The organism is Pseudarthrobacter sp. NPDC092424 (genome assembly GCF_044754925.1).
In the GTDB taxonomy this organism is placed as follows: Bacteria; Actinomycetota; Actinomycetes; order Actinomycetales; family Micrococcaceae; genus Arthrobacter.
In genome coordinates, this window is sequence record NZ_JBIVQC010000001.1 from 502,745 (window position 1) to 520,961 (window position 18,217).

Annotated in this window: 16 protein-coding genes; 12 read left to right on the plus strand and 4 right to left on the minus strand. The window is 68.4% G+C overall.

What is annotated here, in order from left to right:
• Nucleotides 1-96 precede the first annotated feature (96 nt).
• Together ACIQCN_RS02365 and ACIQCN_RS02370 are read left to right on the plus strand one after the other, a co-directional pair.
• Complete coding sequence (locus ACIQCN_RS02365; RefSeq protein ID WP_400609339.1) at nt 97-1,806, plus strand: dynamin family protein; 1,710 nt, start codon at nt 97-99, stop codon at nt 1,804-1,806.
• Entirely contained in the window at nt 1,803-3,413 is a 1,611-nt protein-coding gene (locus ACIQCN_RS02370; protein ID WP_400609236.1) for a GTPase, read from the plus strand. Before ACIQCN_RS02365 ends, ACIQCN_RS02370 begins: the two co-directional genes overlap by 4 nt.
• Here ACIQCN_RS02370 and ACIQCN_RS02375 read toward each other — a convergent pair.
• Together ACIQCN_RS02375 and ACIQCN_RS02380 are read right to left on the minus strand one after the other, a co-directional pair.
• Nucleotides 3,385-3,945: a DUF1697 domain-containing protein gene (locus ACIQCN_RS02375; RefSeq protein ID WP_400603368.1), complete on the minus strand. Its 561-nt coding sequence runs from the start codon at nt 3,943-3,945 to the stop codon at nt 3,385-3,387. The genes ACIQCN_RS02370 and ACIQCN_RS02375 overlap by 29 nt on opposite strands.
• 55 nt (nt 3,946-4,000) lie before the next feature.
• A complete protein-coding gene (locus ACIQCN_RS02380) occupies nt 4,001-4,720 on the minus strand; it encodes an IclR family transcriptional regulator (RefSeq protein ID WP_400603369.1) in 720 nt (239 codons plus the stop codon).
• 138 nt (nt 4,721-4,858) lie between these two features.
• On the opposite strand from ACIQCN_RS02380, the gene leuC reads away from it, so the two are divergent.
• The 6 genes from leuC (at nt 4,859) to ACIQCN_RS02410 (ending at nt 11,400) form a co-directional block, all read left to right on the plus strand.
• A complete protein-coding gene (gene leuC / locus ACIQCN_RS02385) occupies nt 4,859-6,313 on the plus strand; it encodes a 3-isopropylmalate dehydratase large subunit (RefSeq protein WP_400603370.1) in 1,455 nt (484 codons plus the stop codon).
• A gap of 9 nt (nt 6,314-6,322) precedes the next feature.
• Complete coding sequence (gene leuD / locus ACIQCN_RS02390) at nt 6,323-6,925, plus strand: 3-isopropylmalate dehydratase small subunit (RefSeq protein ID WP_400609238.1); 603 nt, start codon at nt 6,323-6,325, stop codon at nt 6,923-6,925.
• Nucleotides 6,926-7,097: 172 nt separating this feature from the next.
• Complete coding sequence (gene murA, locus ACIQCN_RS02395; protein WP_400603372.1) at nt 7,098-8,423, plus strand: UDP-N-acetylglucosamine 1-carboxyvinyltransferase; 1,326 nt, start codon at nt 7,098-7,100, stop codon at nt 8,421-8,423.
• A gap of 10 nt (nt 8,424-8,433) precedes the next feature.
• Entirely contained in the window at nt 8,434-9,201 is a 768-nt protein-coding gene (locus ACIQCN_RS02400; protein WP_400609239.1) for a lysophospholipid acyltransferase family protein, read from the plus strand.
• Entirely contained in the window at nt 9,198-10,250 is a 1,053-nt protein-coding gene (locus ACIQCN_RS02405; protein ID WP_400603374.1) for an NAD(P)H-dependent glycerol-3-phosphate dehydrogenase, read from the plus strand. Before ACIQCN_RS02400 ends, ACIQCN_RS02405 begins: the two co-directional genes overlap by 4 nt.
• 1 nt (nt 10,251) lies before the next feature.
• Nucleotides 10,252-11,400 carry a D-alanine--D-alanine ligase family protein gene (locus tag ACIQCN_RS02410; RefSeq protein ID WP_400603375.1) on the plus strand — a complete coding sequence of 383 codons (1,149 nt, stop codon included), beginning with the start codon at nt 10,252-10,254 and terminating at the stop codon, nt 11,398-11,400.
• Between the two features lie 16 nt (nt 11,401-11,416).
• Here ACIQCN_RS02410 and ACIQCN_RS02415 read toward each other — a convergent pair whose 3' ends face one another.
• The gene (locus ACIQCN_RS02415) at nt 11,417-12,394 is read right to left on the minus strand and encodes a hypothetical protein (RefSeq protein WP_400609241.1); all 978 of its coding nucleotides are present in this window, start codon (nt 12,392-12,394) and stop codon (nt 11,417-11,419) included.
• A 127-nt stretch (nt 12,395-12,521) separates the two neighbouring features.
• The gene (locus tag ACIQCN_RS02420) at nt 12,522-13,046 is read right to left on the minus strand and encodes a DUF3515 domain-containing protein (protein ID WP_400603377.1); all 525 of its coding nucleotides are present in this window, start codon (nt 13,044-13,046) and stop codon (nt 12,522-12,524) included.
• 110 nt (nt 13,047-13,156) lie between these two features.
• Between ACIQCN_RS02420 and thiL the strand changes: the two genes are divergently transcribed.
• Genes thiL through rsmD form a run of 4 tightly spaced genes read left to right on the plus strand, consistent with a single transcriptional unit; the run spans nt 13,157 to nt 18,216 of the window.
• Nucleotides 13,157-14,245, plus strand: coding sequence for a thiamine-phosphate kinase (thiL, locus tag ACIQCN_RS02425; protein WP_400609243.1), 1,089 nt, complete (start codon nt 13,157-13,159; stop codon nt 14,243-14,245).
• Nucleotides 14,246-14,267: 22 nt separating this feature from the next.
• Entirely contained in the window at nt 14,268-15,260 is a 993-nt protein-coding gene (locus ACIQCN_RS02430; RefSeq protein WP_400609246.1) for a DAK2 domain-containing protein, read from the plus strand.
• A complete protein-coding gene (locus ACIQCN_RS02435; protein ID WP_400609248.1) occupies nt 15,250-17,550 on the plus strand; it encodes an ATP-dependent DNA helicase RecG in 2,301 nt (766 codons plus the stop codon). Before ACIQCN_RS02430 ends, ACIQCN_RS02435 begins: the two co-directional genes overlap by 11 nt.
• A 60-nt stretch (nt 17,551-17,610) precedes the next feature.
• Nucleotides 17,611-18,216, plus strand: a complete 606-nt coding sequence (gene rsmD, locus ACIQCN_RS02440; RefSeq protein WP_400603380.1) for a 16S rRNA (guanine(966)-N(2))-methyltransferase RsmD — start codon at nt 17,611-17,613, stop codon at nt 18,214-18,216.
• Nucleotide 18,217: the final 1 nt, after the last annotated feature.

Genomic DNA, 18,217 nt, shown 5'->3' on the forward strand with positions numbered 1-18,217 from the left:
AACTGGCATGATGAACGTGTGTCGTCTCAGAACGGGCCGGGCCCGCAACCCCAGCAGGAGCAGCAATCCCAGCCGGATCAACGGATCACGGCGGCGGTGGCGCTTCTTGAAGAAGTTCGCAGCGGCCTCCAGGCCATCGAACTTCCCCTGGCACTGCCGGGGGCGGAGTCAGCCAGGCGGGAGGCTGCCGCAGCGGCCGTCCAGCTGGACGATTACATCCTGCCCCGGTACCGCAGCCTCGACGCACCGCTGCTGGCCGTCGTCGGGGGTTCCACCGGTGCCGGCAAGTCCACCCTGGTCAATGCCCTGGTAGGCCATCCCGTCACCCGGGCAGGAGCCATTCGGCCCACTACCCGCCAGCCGATCCTCCTGCATCATCCGGCCGAAGGGAGCTGGTTCGAGGGCCAGCGGGTCCTGCCCGGGCTGAGCCGGATCCGTGGAAGCCTGGACAGCGCCCGGCTGCCCGGCGGGGACATTCCAGCAGAGGAGACCGCGGCCACCTCCCTGATCCTGCTGGCCGATCCTGCGGTTCCCGGCGGCGTCGCCATCCTCGACGCCCCCGATGTCGACTCGATCTCCGATGAGAACCGCCGGCTGGCCGGGCAGTTGCTGGCCGCAGCGGACCTGTGGATCTTCGTCACCACGGCCAACCGCTACGCGGATGCCGTGCCGTGGAAGCTGCTCCTTGACGCGGCGTCGCGGGACGTCATGGTCGCGGTCGTGCTGGACCGGGTCCCGCCAGGCGCCGAAGAGGAGGTCAGCGCCGACCTGCGCGGACTCCTGGACCGGGAAGGACTGGGCGGGGCGCAGCTGTTCATCGTCCACGAAACCTCACTGGGGCCGGCCGGCATGCTGCAGCCGGAAGCGGTGCAGCCGCTCCGGGCGTGGCTGGAGGACCTGGCCGCGGACGCCGTCGGCCGTTCCGACGTGGCCCGGCGCACCCTTAATGGGGCGGTCCGCGCGCTGGCTGAAAGGGTGGCGGGCGTGGCCGGGGCGCTGGAGCAGCAGCAGAGTGCTGCCGGGAGCCTCGAAAGAGATGCCGTGGCGGCCTATGGTGATGCCGTCCGGCGCATCACGGAGGCGACCAGGGACGGCGCATTGCTCCGCGGCGAAGTGCTGGCCCGCTGGCAGGATTTCGTTGGCACCGGGGAGTTCTTCCGGGCGCTCGAGCAGAACGTTGGCCGGTTCCGCGACCGCCTCGGTGCCTTTTTCCGCGGGGAACCGGCGCCCGCGGTGAAGGTGGAAGCCGCTATCGAAACGGGTCTGCAGGCGGTCATCCTTGACGAGGCGGCAACCGCGGCGGAAGAGACGGACCAGCGCTGGCGTTCGGATCCGGCCGGCCGGAGCCTGCTGGGCACGGACGACCTCTCGGGCACAAGCCCCGGGTTTGCCGACCGCGCCGCGGCCGAGATCCGCGACTGGCAGGCGGGACTGATGGAACTGATCCGCACGGAGGGGCAGGGAAAACGTACCCAGGCGCGCTGGCTGTCGTTCGGTGTCAATGGGCTCGGCGCTGCGCTCATGATCGTCGTGTTCTCGATGACCGCAGGCCTCACGGGGCTGGAAATCGGCATTGCGGGCGGGACTGCCGTGGTGGGTCAGCGGCTCCTCGAGGCTGTCTTCGGCGAAGACGCCGTCCGCAGGATGGCGGCGACGGCCCGGCAGGACCTGGCGGTCCGCTGCCGCCGGCTGCTGGACGAGGAACAGCAGAAGTTCCTCGTCCGCCTGCCGGCCGCCGACCCCGCCGCGGCCGGCGCCCTCACGGCGCAATCGGCGGCGCTCGCACGCCTGGGTGGCGCGGCGTGAGCCGGCACAGCGGTGCCAGGGAGGCCACCCGCCTGGACCGTCGGCTGGAGGCGCTGAACGACGCCCGTGAACTCGCCGGGGGCGTGCTGCCGGACGAGACGCTGGATGGCGTCCTCGGGGTGCTGGAACGCGCCAGTTCACGGCGCTCGCTTTCCGCAGACCACACGGTGGTGGGATTTTTCGGCGCCACCGGAAGCGGAAAATCTTCACTTTTCAATGCCGTCAGCGGGGCGGAAATTGCGACGGCGGCCGCCCGGCGCCCCACGACGTCGGAACCTTTGGCGGGGGTCTGGGGTGCTGCCGGCAGTGAACCCCTGCTGGACTGGCTGGACGTACGCAAACGTCACCATGCGGCACCCGTGGACGGCTTTGCTGACGAGGACACCGGGCTCATTCTGCTGGACCTGCCGGACTTCGATTCAACACGGGAAGCCAACCGCGAAGTGGTCCGTCGCATGGTGGGCCTCGTGGATGTGCTGGTGTGGGTGCTGGACCCGCAAAAATATGCGGACGCAGCGGTGCACAAGGACTTTTTGGCCCCGCTTGCATCCCACGGAGCGGTGACCATGGTGGTCCTGAACCAGGTGGACCGCCTGCCGGAGCATGATGTCCGGCCGGTCCTGGAGTCCCTGCACGGCATCCTGGCCCGGGACGGGCTTTCCAGGGTGCATGTCATGGCAGCTTCGGCGCTGACCGGAACGGGGATCCAGGACGTCCGGGCGGCCATCCGGAGGGCCGCCGTGCAACGAAAGGCGCAGGCCCAGCGGCTCGCGGCGGACGTCACCAAGGCCGCGGAACTGCTGGGGGAGGCCTCCGGCGAAGGCGAAGCTGCCGGGATCAAAGCCGCCTCCAGGTCCCGCCTCGCAGATGAGCTGGCGACGGCGGCCAACGTCCCGGTAGTCGTCCGTGCGGTGGCCGACTCCTACCGCCTGGAAGCCACCAGGCGGACCGGGTGGCCGGTGACGCGCTGGCTGTCCCGCTTCAGACCGGATCCCCTGCGCCGGCTTAACCTCCGCAGCAACGCGCCGGCAGAGCTTAACCGGACTTCGCTTCCGGCAGCCGGCGCACCGGAGCGCGCCAGGGCGGACGCCGCCGTGCGCCACTTCGCCGACGCCGCCGGCGCCGGCGCCCCGGGTCCGTGGCGGGCCGCCATCCGCGGCGCCGCCAGGGAGGGCAGGGAACGCCTGCCGGATGCACTGGACCAGGCCATCGCGGGAGCGGACCTCGCCGCCAACCGCAGGTCCTGGTGGTGGCAGGTCTTCAATGTGGTGCAGTGGGCGGCGCTGCTGACCGTTCTGGGCGGCCTGGGCTGGCTCGGTGTCCTCGCCGGACTCGGGTACCTGCAGCTGCCCGTCCCGGAAGTGCCGCGGGTGGAGGGCTGGCCCGTGCCTACCCTGATGATCGCCTTTGGGGTGGTCCTGGGCGTCGTCCTTGCCATCCTCGGGCGCTTCATCGCCGGTGCAGCCGCGCGTTCGCGTGCCCGAAAGGCCCGACGGCGGCTGCACGCCGCCGTCGCAAAGGTCGCCGGCGAGCTGGTGGTGGAACCCGTTGACGCCGAGGTGCGGCGGCTTGAAGCGTTTAACGCTGCACTGAAGGCGGCGAAGTAAGCGCTGCCGCGGCATCGCGGACTTTGATGAGGGTCCGCAGGTTGCGGGTGGTGGTGGCGGCTTTGTACTTCGCCTTGGCTGACAGCTTGCTGAATGGGCTGTCCAGGGTCCCGCCGGCCGGTGCCAGCCACGCCAGCGCCTCGGGGCCCAACCGCTGCAGGCCGGCACCGTCAAAGGCAGAGCCGGCGGTCTCAAGCTGGTCCAGCACGGCCGGGTCGGAGGAGAGCGTGACGTAGGTGTGGGTACCCTTGTCGTCCGCCGGGTAGGGGCAGGCGGCCACCAGTTCGGCCGTGCGCTCCGCGTCCAGCACCACCACCCAGGCTTCGTAGCCAAAGGCGCTGCGCAGGCACTTTTCGCATTCCTGTTTGACGCGGCGGGCACCCAGGCGGCTGGTCAGGACCGCGTTGCCGGTGGCCAGGACGGTTTTCGCGTCCGCAAAACCGCAGCCTTGCAGCGCCTGGCGCAGGTCTGCCATTTTAATGTTGATGCCGCCCACATTGATGCCGCGGAGGAACACTGCATAGCTGCCCATGCCATCAGCGTAGCGCCATGTCCGGACTGCCCTGCCAATGCGTTGGAGGCGGCAGTCAGTCGTTGTTCTTGCGCAGCGCTTCGGTAAGGATGCGTCCGGCGTTGCACACCACTTCGGCATGGAGCCGGCCAGGCTGCCGGGTCAGGCGCTCGATCGGGCCGGAGATCGACACGGCGGCGATCACGCGGCCGGAAGGCCCGCGCACCGGTGCAGAGACGGAGGCGACCCCCGGCTCGCGTTCGCCAAGGCTCTGTGCCCAGCCCCGCCGTCGTACGCCGGCCAGGACGGTGGGCGTAAAGCGCGCGGCCTGGAGGCCCTCGAGGAGGCGGTCGTGGTCCTCCCAGGCGAGCAGGACCTGGGCCGCGGAGCCGGCCTTCATTGACAGCTGGGTGCCCACGGGGATGGTGTCGCGCAGGCCAATGGGGCGCTCCGCGGACGCAACGCACACCCGCCAGTCGCCTTGGCGGCGGAAGATCTGGGCACTCTCGCCGGTGGCGTCGCGCAACTGCATGAGGACAGGGCCGGCGGACGCGATAAGGCGGTCCTCACCGGCAGCGGAGGCCAGTTCGACGAGTCGGCTGCCCAGGACGAAGCGGCCCTGGATGTCGCGGCTGACCAGGCGGTGGTGGACCAGTGCGAGGGCGAGGCGGTGGACAGTGGGCCGGGCGAGTCCGGTTGCCGCCACGAGTTGCGCGAGGGTCGTCGGTCCGGCCTCAAGCGCATCCAGCACCTGGGCCGCTTTATCAATGACGCCGACTCCACTAGAATTGTCCATGTAATGATATTGCCGTCTCAATATCTGAGATGCAAATCTTTTGGCTGGCGCAGCGCGGAGCCGCCCTGCTTCAGTAGGACTAATCAAACGGAACCCGGTCTACGGGACTCCGTTCAAACGCGGGGAAGGGAGCTGGCCATGGCAAAGACATTGGCCGAGAAGGTCTGGGACGCGCACGTGGTGCGCAAAGGCGACGGCGATGGAGCCAACGCACAGCCTGACCTTCTCTTCATCGACCTGCACCTGGTCCACGAAGTAACGTCCCCGCAGGCCTTCGAAGGACTGCGGCTGGCGGGACGCCCGCTGCGGCGCCCGGACCTCACCATTGCCACGGAGGACCATAACACTCCGACACTAGATATTGACAAGCCGATCGCGGACATCACCAGCCGCACCCAGATCCAGACGCTGCGCAACAACTGCGCGGAGTTCGGCGTCCGGCTCCACCCCCTCGGGGACGCCGAGCAGGGCATCGTCCACGTGGTGGGCCCGCAGCTTGGCCTCACCCAGCCCGGCATGACAGTTGTCTGCGGCGATTCGCACACCTCCACCCACGGCGCGTTCGGCGCGCTGGCGATGGGCATCGGCACCTCCGAGGTGGAGCACGTCATGGCCACCCAGACCCTGTCCCTGAAGCCGTTCAAGACCATGGCCATCAACGTGGAGGGCACTCTGCGCCCGGGAGTCACGGCCAAGGACATCATCCTGGCCGTCATCGCCAAGATCGGTACGGGCGGCGGGCAGGGCTACGTCCTGGAATACCGCGGCTCGGCCATCCGCGCGCTGTCCATGGAGGCCCGGATGACCATCTGCAACATGTCCATCGAGGCCGGCGCCCGCGCCGGCATGGTGGCGCCGGACGAGACCACGTACGCATACATGAAGGGCCGTCCGCACGCCCCCGAAGGGGCTGAGTGGGACGCCGCCGTCGAATACTGGAACACCCTAAGGACCGACGACGACGCGCTCTTCGACGCGCAGGTGGACCTCGACGCCGACACGCTGGAACCGTTCGTCACCTGGGGAACCAACCCCGGCCAGGGCGTTTCGCTGTCCCAGTCAGTGCCGTCACCGTCGGACTTCGGCGATGAGAACGCGAAGGCTGCTGCCGAGCGCGCCCTGCAGTACATGGGGCTGGAGGCCGGCACTCCCATGAAGGACATCCGGGTTGACACCGTATTCCTGGGCTCCTGCACCAACTCCCGCATCGAGGACCTGCGCGCCGCCGCGGACATCATCCGGGGCCGGCAGAAGGACCCGCAGGTGCGCATGCTGGTGGTTCCCGGTTCGGCCCGGGTCCGGCTCGAAGCCGAGGCCGAAGGACTGGACCGGGTGTTCAAGGATTTCGGTGCGGAGTGGCGGTTTGCCGGCTGTTCCATGTGCCTGGGAATGAACCCGGACCAGCTGGAACCGGGGGAGCGCTGCGCATCCACGTCCAACCGCAACTTCGAAGGACGCCAGGGCAAGGGCGGCCGCACCCACCTGGTTTCGCCGGTGGTGGCCGCGGCGACAGCAGTCCGCGGAACGCTGAGCTCACCGTCGGACCTTGAACCGGCCCCCGAACCCGCCGCCCTCCGTACCGACGCAGCCTAGGACACAGCCATGGAAAAATTCACCACCCACACCGGCATCGGCGTCCCGCTGCGCCAGAGCAACGTCGACACGGACCAGATCATCCCCGCGGTGTACCTCAAGCGCATCACCCGCACCGGCTTTGAGGACGCACTGTTCTCCGCCTGGCGGAAGGACCCGTCCTTCATCCTCAACCAGGCACCGTTCAGCTCCGGGTCCATCCTGGTGGCCGGGCCCGACTTCGGCACCGGTTCGTCCCGCGAGCACGCCGTCTGGGCGTTGAAGGACTACGGCTTCAAGGCGGTCCTGTCCTCCCGGTTCGCCGATATCTTCCGCGGAAACTCCGGAAAGCAGGGGCTGCTCGCCGCCCAGGTTGCCCAGGACGACATCGAGCTGATCTGGAAGGAACTCGAAAACGCGCCCGGAACCGAGATCACGGTGGACCTGGCGTCCAAGACGGTGGTGTGCGGAAACATCGTGGCCCCCTTCGAGATTGACGACTACACGCGGTGGCGGCTGCTCGAAGGCCTGGACGACATCGGACTGACCCTGCAGCATGAGGCGGATATCACGGCCTATGAGGCGCGCCGGCCGTCTTTCCTGCCGGCCACCCTGCCGGCCCGCCATTCCTGAGCCTGTCCCGGCTTCGCCTGGCCGGACCGGGCGCGGGACAGCGGAGGCATGGCGCGTACCGCCACGGCCACCCGCGGTCGGTGCTTATTTCGGTTCGGTAACGTGACCTCCTATGCTTGGTTGGAGCCTTTGCAAGGATCTTGGGGGCGAGTCATCGTTAGGAAACCGGTAAATGAGTAGTGTTCTGACAATCCGCGGCGGCGTTCCGCTGGCCGGCCGCGTGAGTGTCCGCGGAGCGAAGAATCTTGTCCCCAAGGCGATGGTCGCAGCCTTGCTGGGCAACGAGCCCTCCGTGCTGCGCAACGTCCCCGAGATCAAGGACGTGGAAGTGGTCACGTCCCTCCTCCAGCTGCACGGTGTGACCGTCGCCAAGGACCCCGCCACGGGTGACCTCACCCTGGACCCAAAGAACGCCAAGACGGCTTCCAGCACGGCCATCGACGCGCACGCGGGCGACTCCCGGATTCCCATCCTGCTCTGCGGACCCCTGATCCACGCGATCGGCGAAGCATTCATCCCGGACCTGGGCGGCTGCAAGATCGGCGACCGGCCCATTGACTACCACCTGGACGTCCTGCGCCAGTTCGGGGCCGTCGTCGAAAAGCGCCCCGGCGGCATTCACATTTCCGCCCCCAAGGGCCTGCACGGCGCAAAGATTTCCCTGCCCTATCCGTCCGTCGGCGCCACCGAGCAGGTGCTGCTGAGTGCCACCCGCGCGGAAGGCATCACCGAACTCTCCGGCGCCGCCACCGAGCCCGAAATCATCGACCTCATCGCCGTCCTGCAGAAGATGGGCGCCATCATCAGCGTGCAGACGGACCGCACCATCCGCATCGAGGGCGTCCGGGACCTGGGCGGCTACAACCACCGTGCGCTCTCGGACCGGAACGAATCGGCGTCGTGGGCGTCGGCCGCCCTGGTGACCCGCGGGGACATCTTCGTCGAGGGCGCGTCCCAGCGCGACATGATGACCTTCCTGAACACCTACCGCAAGGTGGGCGGCGGCATGGACATCGGCGAGGACGGCATCCGTTTCTACCACCGCGGCGGCAAGTTGAACCCCCTGGTCCTGGAAACAGATGTGCACCCCGGCTTCATGACCGACTGGCAGCAGCCGCTGGTGGTGGCACTGACCCAGGCCGAAGGCGTGTCCATCGTCCACGAAACGGTGTACGAAAACCGGTTCGGCTTCACCGACGCCCTCATCCGGATGGGCGCCAGCATCCAGGTGCACCGCGAATGCCTGGGCAGCGTGCCGTGCCGCTTCGGGCAGCGCAACTTCCTGCACTCGGCGGTCATCTCAGGACCCACCCAGCTCAAGGGCACCGACATCGACGTTCCCGACCTCCGCGGCGGCTTCAGCCACCTCATAGCCGCACTCGCGGCCACCGGCACATCACGCGTCACCGGCATCGACATCATCAACCGCGGCTACGAACGGTTCACCGAGAAGCTGGCCGGACTCGGTGCCGACTTCGACATCTCGACCAGGAAGTAACGGTGCAGCTGTGAAGGAATCGGCCAAGAGCAGGGCCACGTTCGTGTTTATCGCCAGCGTGGTCCGCCCCCTGATGAACCTGCTGATGAGCAAGGAGTGGTCAGGAACCGAGAAGCTGCCCGCCGGCGGTTTCATCGCTGCCCCCAACCACTGCACGGAAATTGATCCGCTGGTGGTCGGCCATATGCTTTACAACCACAAGCGGGCACCGCACTTCCTGGCCAAGGCCTCGCTGTTCAAGGTCCCGGGGCTGGGCCCGCTTTTGCGCGCCACCAAGCAAATCCCGGTGGAGCGTTCGACGGCGGGGGCGAACCGGTCGCTGCAGGTGGCCCAGGAAGTGGTGGCCGAGGGCGGCGCGATCATCATCTACCCCGAGGGCACCCTGACGCGGGATCCGGACATGTGGCCCATGAAGGGGCATACCGGCGCGGCCAGGCTGGCGCTGGAAGGCGGGATCCCGGTCGTCCCCATCGCACATTGGGGCGCGCACGAGGTCCTGCCGCGTTACGGCAAGAAACTGCACCTCTTCCCGAGGAAGAAATCCCGCGTGGTGGTGGGCGATCCCGTGGACTTCAGCGCCTTCGCGGACAAGCCCCTGGACAAGGCCACGCTCACCGCCGCCACGGACGCCATCATGGACGCGATCACCGAACTGCTGGCGGGGCTGCGCACCGAAGAGCCTCCGGCTGAACGCTGGGATCCGTCCCGCAAGCGGGGTCCCGCCGGACGCACCGTGGGACGCGGGGAACGGCCCGGCCCGGGGACAGGGGCCCAGTGAACCCGGAACAGGCCGCCCAGGGCTCTGCCCGCTCAGCGGCCGTTTTGGGGGCCGGTTCGTGGGGAACAACCTTCGCCAAGATCCTCGCTGACGCAGCCCAGGCCTCCGGTGAAGAACGCGCCATCAGGCTGTGGGGCCGGCGTCCGGAGGTCGTCGGGCAGATCAATACGGCGCACGTCAACACCCAGTACCTCAAGGACGTGGCACTGCCTGCGTCGATTACGGCGTCCACTGACGTGCGCGAAGTCCTGGCCGGTGCGGACCTGGTTGTCCTTGCCGTTCCCGCCCAGTCCCTTCGCGCGCAGCTGCGGTCGTGGAAGGACTTCATTGCTCCGGACGCCGTCGTGGTCTCGCTGATGAAGGGCCTGGAACTGGACACGGATGCCCGGATGAGTGAGGTCATCGCTGCCGAGCTGGGCCTGCCTGCACACCGGATCGCCATTGTGTCGGGACCCAACCTGGCCATGGAGATCGCCCGCGAGGAGCCCACCGCATCCGTAGTGGCATGCACCGACCCGGCCGTGGCCGGGTGGATCGCCAGGAGCTGCACCGCGCCATATTTCCGCCCGTACACCACCACCGACACCGTCGGCGTGGAGATTGGCGGCATCGTGAAGAACGTCATTGCGCTGGCGGTGGGCATTTGCGAGGGCAAGCAGATGGGGGACAACACCAAGGCCTCGGTCATAACCCGGGGCCTGGCCGAAACATCCCGCCTCGCCCTGGCACTGGGGGGAGAAGCCAAGACGATGGCAGGGCTGGCGGGACTGGGCGACCTCGTGGCCACCTGTTCCTCGCCGCTTTCCCGCAACCACACTGCCGGCCGCCTGCTGGGCCAGGGCCTCACCCTGGAGGAAGTGGGGCGGCAAATGACGCAGACCGCGGAAGGCATCAAGTCCGGCCAGGCTGTCCATGAGCTGGCCGGCAAGCTGGGGGTGGACATGCCCATCACCGCCGCCGTCGTGGCCGTCCTGGCCGGAAAACTGTCCGTAGACCAACTGGGGCCCGCCTTGCTGTCCCGGGAACTGAAACCTGAAGGCGATTACTGACATGTCCCATCACCAACTGCCGGCGGAGGAACCAGGCCGCCGGACAAAGCCCCGTGTCGCCGTTCTTTTCGGCGGCCGCTCCAGTGAGCATGCGGTCAGCTGCGTAACGGCGGCCGGCGTACTTGGCGCGATCAACCGGGACAAGTACGAGGTCATCCCCATCGGGATCGCAAAGTCCGGCCAGTGGGTGCTGGCCTCCGGTGACACCGCCGAGTGGTCCCTGGCGTCGGCGTCGCTGCCCGAAGTGGAGGCATCGGACCGCACGGTGACCCTCGCGGAAATCGGCGGCGAACACCAGCTCATCGTGGCGGCGCCCAACGAGGTTCCGCAGGAGCTCGGTACCGTGGACGTGGTCTTCCCGCTGCTGCACGGGCCCTTCGGCGAGGACGGCACCATCCAAGGGCTGCTGGAGCTTTCCGACACCCGGTATGTGGGCGCCGGGGTCCTGGCTTCCGCCGTCGGCATGGACAAGCACTACATGAAGGTGGTGTTCGAGGCCGCCGGGCTCCAGGTTGGTCCCTACGTCGCCGTCACAGACCGGCAGTGGCGCAACGATCCTGAGTCTGTCCGCAAGCAGGTGGACCGACTCGGCTTCCCGGTCTTCGTCAAACCCGCCCGGGCCGGTTCCTCGATGGGCATCTCCAAGGTGGACTCGCTGGCGGACCTTGACGCCGCCATCGGGGAAGCACGCCGGCATGACCTCAAGCTGGTCATCGAGGCCGGAATCGTGGGCCGTGAAATCGAGTGCGCGGTCCTGGAAGGACGGGGGACCGACGCTCCCCGGACATCCATGCCGGGGGAGATCTCTGTGGCCGGCGGCGGCCACGAGTTCTACGACTTCACCGCCAAGTACGTCGAGGATGGCGCAGCCGCGCTCAGCTGCCCGGCAGATATTCCCGAAGAAGCCATTGCCCGGGTCCGGGAGCTTGCCGCAGCCGCGTTCGACGCCGTGGGGGCTGAAGGCCTGAGCCGGGTGGACTTCTTCTACACGGCCAGTGGCGACCTGATCATCAACGAGATCAACACCATGCCGGGATTCACGCCCAAGAGCATGTACCCGCAGATGTGGGCGGCCTCCGGGCTGGACTACGCAGAACTGATCGACGAACTGATCTACCTGGCGCTGAACCGGAAAACCGGCCTGCGCTGACCCCCGCCGGCGAGGGCTACGGCCGCGCGTCCCGGATGAGCTCACGGGCAGTGACAATATCCGGGTGAAGTCGTAGGGACCTCTCGTGTTCGTCGACGTGGGCCACCACGCGCGCCGCCTGATCGGTCAGGCCCCACTGCGCGAACAGCCGCGCGTACGTCGGTCGATGGTTCGGCACCGGCACCCTCGTTGGGTCGCCGCCTACCCAGGCAGCGAACTCAGCGCGGCCGCGTGTCAGGCTGAGAACGGGCAACACCTCGTCGTGCAATAACCGGGTCAGCGCGTCGACGGTCGGTGCGACCCAGTGGTAGGCGGGCTGGCCGCAGTGCACCGGCGCCACGCGGTCGGGGCTCGAGGGGACGTCCCGGCCAAAACCGGGCACGTGCGTGCCGGACATCACCCACACGAGTCCGGCATAGCTGGTGCCGTCGCCGGAGGTGCCTGCGCCGGGTGCGAGTGCGATGGATTGGACGAAACCCTCGCTGCCTTCACGGTAGAAGTACCGCGGCCCAGTCGGAGTGTTCGCGAATCCCGCCTGCCCGAGCAGCGGCAGCACCCCGGACGCCAGCCTGTCGACCGTATCGATCGAAAGCACATCGGTGGGTGCGGGCTCCCGGGGGGATCGGTTTACCTCAACGACAGCACGGATCACCGCAGCCTTCACGTCAGCAATAGCCAGCTTCGTCCGCAGGTAGACAACCTCGCGATCCTCGGCCAGGATGTCCTCGACGCCCGGCTGGTCCGCCAGCGCCTGGTCCAGGCCGTCGTCGTAGGCGTCGCAGTAGGAGCTGATCTCGTCGTCAAACCAAACCACCGTGTTGAAGCCGTCAATGTCGTCGGAGTCATGCACGTCAATCCACTGCGGCAGCTCCTCGATCCTTGGGACGACGTCCGGGTGGCGCGGAATCAGCGGCCTGCCCGCTGCAGATGCGGCGATCGCCGCAGCGACGGGGTCGTTTGAGGTGGCCGGCCGTCGACCACCTTTCCTGCTCACACGCCAACGCATCGTTTGCCCTCGCATCCGCACAGATTCGGGCTGCCGCCCATCCTGCGCGCAATATTGTCGACAACAGTGACTTCTGTCAACGACCCGCGGTCGCCCCTAAGTGCTGTGTCTGGCGCTACTGGCTGTCCGGCAGGTTCTGCAGTTCCTCCTGGCCGATGCAGCTCCGCTCAGCCGGGACCTTGCCGGTGGCGTTGGCCAGTTCCGCCAGCACCGTGGCTGAGCTGATCTTGTCCGGGTCCATCAGGATTTCGGTTGCCGGGGTCCTGCCGTAGGTTGTCAGGGTCCACACGGGGTCGCCTTCCTTGAGCAGCCAGTCGATCCCGTTCACGGTGACGCATCGGTCTGTGGTGGGTCCGGGAACGTTCACTCCGCAGCGCAGGATTACGAGGGACGGCTCGCCCCAGGCCGCTGTGGCCTGGCTGTTCGTCTGGCGCAGTTCGGCGTCGCCGAGGGAATCGGGCAGCGCCACCATCATCGGCGCGCATGCCGGGTTCGCGGCGTCCGCGGCGGCCGGAACATCCACAGCGGGGGAGCAGGCGGCCAGGGACAGACCCCCGGCCAATGCCGCAGCGGTCCCCAAAGCCCTCACGGAAGTCCTTCCGCGCAGGAGGGACACGGAAATTTGGGGGACGGCTCGCATGAGTCCATCATCCCGGTTCCGCCAAGGCGGCGCCAATTCTCCCGGGCGGCCGGAGCTGATCCTCCGAGGCCGGAGTCCCCGGTGTCGGAGGCTGGCTGTAGCGTAGGAGCGTGCCTGAAAACCCTATGAGCCGCGCCGACGCTCCCCGTTCCGAGGCGGGGTCCGCGGAAGCCTTGGCGGACTCTGCCCTGACGGTTGACCAACTCTCGGAGACGGAGCTCCTTGCCAGGATCTTCCCGCGCCTTGACCTCGCCGGCACCCACACGGAGGCAACGTTGCTGGGGCCCGGGGATGACGCGGCCATCATCGCTGCTCCGGACGGCCGGACTGTCATCAGCATCGACACCCAGGTCCAGGACCAGGACTTCCGCCTAGAGTGGCCCAACGGCTACCGCACCACCGGTTTCGACGTGGGCTGGAAAGCGGCGGCACAGAACCTGAGCGACATCAACGCGATGGGCGCCGTGGCCACGTCCCTGGTGGTCAGCCTCACCCTGCCCCCGGACACTCCGGTCGCGTGGGTGGAGGACCTGGCCGACGGCCTGGTGGCAGCGGTACGCGAACTGGGCGCCGGGCGCTGCTCCGTCGCTGGCGGCGACCTTGGTCGGGGCCGGGAAATTTCGGTTACGGCCGCCGTGTTGGGAACGCTCGACGGCGGCCGCCCGGTGATGCGCTCCGGCGCGCAGCCGGGGGACACCGTCGCCCTGGCAGGCACAGCCGGGCATGCCGCCGCGGGCCTGGCGCTGCTGGAATCGGACCCCGCGGACGCGAAGCCCGGCCCTTCCCGGCAGGTCTTTCCCGAACTCCAAAGCAGGCCCCGGCCTCCGCTGGCTGCCGGCCCGGCGGCCCGAGAGGCCGGCGCCACCGCCATGATGGATGTGTCCGACGGGCTCCTGCGCGACGGGATGCGCCTGGCCAAGGCGGGCGGCGTTGTCGTGGACCTTGATCCCGGGGCGCTCTCCGCTTTGGCCCGTGTGCTTGCTCCTGCGGCTGAAATCCTTGGAACGGATCCCATGGAGTGGGTGCTGGGCGGCGGCGAGGACCATGGACTGCTGGCCACCTTCCCGGCCGGTGTTCAGCTGCCGGAGGGATTCGCTGCGATAGGCTCGATACAAGCACCCGGGCGTATGGACGGCCCGGGCGTGACGATAGCGGGCCGGCCCGCCGGCACCCGGGGATGGGATCATTTTGCACACTAAGGTAACCGCCAACGCGCAAGCGATGAAGCGGTGGTTGGGCAAGGCTGAGACGGCACTGGGCAACCACAGCGACCGGCTCAATGCCATCAACATTTTCCCGGTGGCGGACGGCGACACCGGCACCAACCTGTACCTGACCGTCCGGGCGGCCGCCAGATCCCTCGCCTGCGACGATGCCATGGCCGCGCAGGCCGACGTGGGCGAGGTCCTGGCCGTTGCCGGGCGGGCCGCCATGGAGGAAGCCCGCGGAAACTCCGGAACGCTGTTCTCCGTCTTCCTCTCCGCAGCTGCCGAACCGCTCGCCGGGCACACCCGGCTGACCTCCACCCTGCTCGCCGCAGCCCTGAACAGGGCCCAGATCCGCGCCTGGTCCGCCCTTAGCGATCCCGTGCCGGGAACCATGCTCTCTGTCATGGAGGCCGCGGCGCGCGCTGCCGCCGCCGTCGACGCCGGACAGAACGGCGACGACAGCAACCATGCCCTGGGCCTGGCACTGGACGCCGCCGTGGAAGGCGCGCTGGCCGCCGTCGTACATACCGAGGACCAGCTGGCCGCGCTCGCCAGCGCCCACGTGGTGGATGCCGGCGGGGTGGGCATGCTCCTGATCCTGGACTGCCTGCGCTCGGCGGTGCTGGGAGAGGAACTCCAGGGCGAACTGCTGGACGGCCTTCACGGCTACGACGTCCAGGACCCCCACATCCACACGGACATGCCGGACGACGATGGAGTGGAAGTCATGTGCACCATCAGCCTGTCGCCGCTGAACGCCGCGACCCTCCGGCAGCGGCTCGACGAAATTGGTGAGTCCGTGATCATGAGCCAGGTGGGCTCCGGCGCGGACCACGACGGGAACTACCGGTGGCGGGTGCACGTCCACGTCCCGGAGGCGGAACCCGCCGTGGAAACCATTCGGTCCCTCGGTGATCCGGACCACATCAGTGTCAGTGAACTTGCCCTGCCCCGGGATCCGGTGGCGGGCCCGGTGGACTCCCTTGCCAACGGGCATGACCGCTGAACTGGACCTGGCGCTGGAACGGCGCATCGGCAACCGTTCCGCGGCTGTCATTGAGAAGCAGCTGGGCATCTCCACGGTCGGCGGGCTGCTCACGTACTTTCCCCGGCGCTACCTGACCCGCGGCGAACTGACGCCGATCAACGAGATTCCCCGCGACGAGGAAGTCACCCTCATTGCCCGGGTACTCTCCAGCAATACCAGGAAGATGGTGCAGCGGAAGGGCTCCATCACGGACGTGGTTGTCTCTGACGACGACGGCCAGGCCGGGCTTCGGCTTGTGGGCGGCACCGACTACCGCGGAAAAGTCCCGGGCACCCTGAAAATCAGTTTCTTCAACGGCTTCCGGGCCAGGAACGACCTCCTGCCGGGGCGGCGGGCGCTGTTCTCGGGCAAGGTCACCAGCTTCAAGGGGGCGCTGGGCCTGACTAACCCGGATTACCTGGTCCTTGACGAGGACCCCTTCATGGCCGGCGGCGGAGACGCCGAAAAACTGGCAGCCATGCCCATTCCGGTCTATCCGGCCACGGCCAAACTGCCCAGCTGGAAAATCCAGAAGGCCGTGGAGGCTCTGCTGGACACGATGGACCTCGATGCCCTGCCGGACCCGCTGCCCGCCGATGTCACGGCCAGGGAGGGGTTCATGCCGCTCGGGGATGCCTACCGGCTGATCCATGCCCCGAAGTCCGCTGACGACTGGAAGCGTTCCCGCCAGCGGCTGCGCTACCACGAGGCCCTGGTGCTCCAGTCCGCCCTGGCCCGCCGCCGGGCCCAGATCGCCGCGGAGGAAGCCACCGCGCGGAAGCCCGTTCCAGACGGGCTCGTGGCGGCATTCGACGCGAATCTGCCTTTCACGCTCACGGCCGGCCAGGCAGCAGTGGGCGAAACCTTCGCTGCCGAACTGGGCCGGGATTCACCCATGAACCGGCTCCTCCAAGGCGAAGTGGGCTCCGGCAAGACCGTGGTTGCGCTTCGGGCCATGCTCCAGGTCGTGGATGCCGGCGGACAGGCGGCCCTCCTGGCCCCCACTGAGGTCCTGGCGGCCCAGCACTACGAGTCCATTCGCCGCACGCTCGGTCCGCTTTCAGGCGACGGGCTGCTCGGCGGGCTCGGCAGCGGCCCTGCAGTGCAGGTCACGCTGCTGACCGGATCCATGCCCACCGCAGCCCGCAAGCAGGCCATGCTCGACGCAGCCTCGGGCACGGCAGGCATCGTCATCGGCACCCACGCCCTGCTGAGCGATAACGTCTCCTTCTACGACCTCGGCCTGATCGTGGTGGATGAGCAGCACCGGTTCGGCGTGGAGCAGCGCGACGCCCTTCGGGCCAAGGCCCGCAAGCCGCCCCACCTGCTGGTCATGACCGCCACGCCGATTCCGCGCACGGTGGCCATGACCGTGTTCGGCGACCTTGAAACCTCCGTGCTGGACGAGCTTCCCGCCGGCCGCGCCGGGATCACCACCCACGTCGTGGGCCTTGCCGAGAACCCCGGCTGGGCCGGACGCATCTGGTCGCGCTCACGGGAAGAGATTGATGCCGGCCACCAGGTGTACGTGGTGTGCCCCAAGATCGGAACGGACGACGACGGCGACTTCAGCCCCGGGGAAGCGGCACCCGGCGAAGCGGAACCGGTGAACCTGGGGCCGGGAGAGGCTGACCTGGACACCGGCCCCGTCCGGGAGCTCGCCTCGGTGACGGCCGTCGTCGAACATCTTGCGCAGGAGCCGGCCCTCAAAGGGGTGCCGCTGGCCCCGCTGCATGGCCGGCAGGACCCTGCGGTGAAGTCCGCCGCGATGGCGGACTTCACCGCCAACCGCATCAAGGTCCTGGTGTCCACCACGGTGATCGAGGTGGGCGTGGACGTGCACAACGCCACTCTGATGGTCATCCTCGACGCCGACCGGTTCGGTATCTCCCAACTGCACCAGCTGCGCGGCCGGGTGGGCCGCGGCGGGCTGCCCGGCACCTGCCTGCTTGTTACCGCCCTGGAACCCGGGCATCCGAGCCGTCGGCGGCTGGACGCTGTTGCGGCCACCACGGACGGGTTCGAGCTGTCCCAGGAGGACCTCAAGCTGCGGCGCGAAGGCGACATCCTGGGCGCCTCCCAGTCCGGCGGGCGGTCGACGCTGAAGCTGCTGCGGGTCCTGGAACACGAGGATGTGATCGCCCGGGCCCGCGATGACGCGCACCGGATCGTCGCGATTGATCCGGACCTCACGGCGCATCCGGCGCTCGCGGACGCCATCGACAAGTACCTCAACCCCGAGAAGGAGGCGTTCCTTGAACGCGGTTAATACGGTTCCGGCCGTCGACGCCGGCCGTGCGGTGCACCGGACTGCAGGCAGGGGCCGGCCATGAGCAGGATTGTTGCCGGAGCGGCCGGCGGTACGCCGCTCACCGGCGTGCCCGGATCGCTGACCCGGCCCACCACGGACCGGGTGAAGGAAGCCCTGTTTTCCCGCCTTGACGCGTTCGGCGTCATCGCCGGATCCCGGGTCCTGGATCTGTACGCCGGGTCCGGGGCGCTGGGCGTCGAAAGCGCCAGCCGCGGTGCGCAAACGGTGGATCTCGTGGAGTCGGATGCCAAGGCCAGCGGCGTGTGCCAGCGGAACGCGGACCTCATCAACGGGATCCTGGGCCGCAAAGCCGTGACCGTCCACCGGGCCAAGGTGGAGCCCTTCCTGGGCCGCGTCCCGGAGGCAGCGGCCTGGGACCTGGTTTTCCTGGACCCGCCCTACCCGCTGGATGAGGTGGCGCTCTCCGCGGTGCTGGAGAAGCTCTCCGGACTCCTGGCGCCCGGTGCCGTGGTGGTGGTGGAACGGTCGTCGCGTTCGCCCGAGCCGGAGTGGCCCGGGGGGATGGCGCGCTTCGCGGAGAAGAAGTACGGGGAGACGCGGCTCTGGTTCGCCGAACCCTCCGTGCCGGACGCGATCGATGGCGGCGACCTGCCGCAGACCTGAC

Bases quoted from the DNA above. Each gene is read 5' to 3' on its own strand.
- ACIQCN_RS02375 (WP_400603368.1), bottom strand. From the start codon at position 3,945: ATGGGCAGCTATGCAGTGTTCCTCCGCGGCATCAATGTGGGCGGCATC.
- ACIQCN_RS02435 (WP_400609248.1), top strand. From the start codon at position 15,250: ATGACCGCTGAACTGGACCTGGCGCTGGAACGGCGCATCGGCAACCGT.
- ACIQCN_RS02410 (WP_400603375.1), top strand. From the start codon at position 10,252: ATGTCCCATCACCAACTGCCGGCGGAGGAACCAGGCCGCCGGACAAAG.
- leuD (WP_400609238.1), top strand. From the start codon at position 6,323: ATGGAAAAATTCACCACCCACACCGGCATCGGCGTCCCGCTGCGCCAG.
- ACIQCN_RS02380 (WP_400603369.1), bottom strand. From the start codon at position 4,720: ATGGACAATTCTAGTGGAGTCGGCGTCATTGATAAAGCGGCCCAGGTG.
- ACIQCN_RS02420 (WP_400603377.1), bottom strand. From the start codon at position 13,046: ATGCGAGCCGTCCCCCAAATTTCCGTGTCCCTCCTGCGCGGAAGGACT.
- murA (WP_400603372.1), top strand. From the start codon at position 7,098: ATGAGTAGTGTTCTGACAATCCGCGGCGGCGTTCCGCTGGCCGGCCGC.
- leuC (WP_400603370.1), top strand. From the start codon at position 4,859: ATGGCAAAGACATTGGCCGAGAAGGTCTGGGACGCGCACGTGGTGCGC.
- ACIQCN_RS02430 (WP_400609246.1), top strand. From the start codon at position 14,268: ATGAAGCGGTGGTTGGGCAAGGCTGAGACGGCACTGGGCAACCACAGC.
- rsmD (WP_400603380.1), top strand. From the start codon at position 17,611: ATGAGCAGGATTGTTGCCGGAGCGGCCGGCGGTACGCCGCTCACCGGC.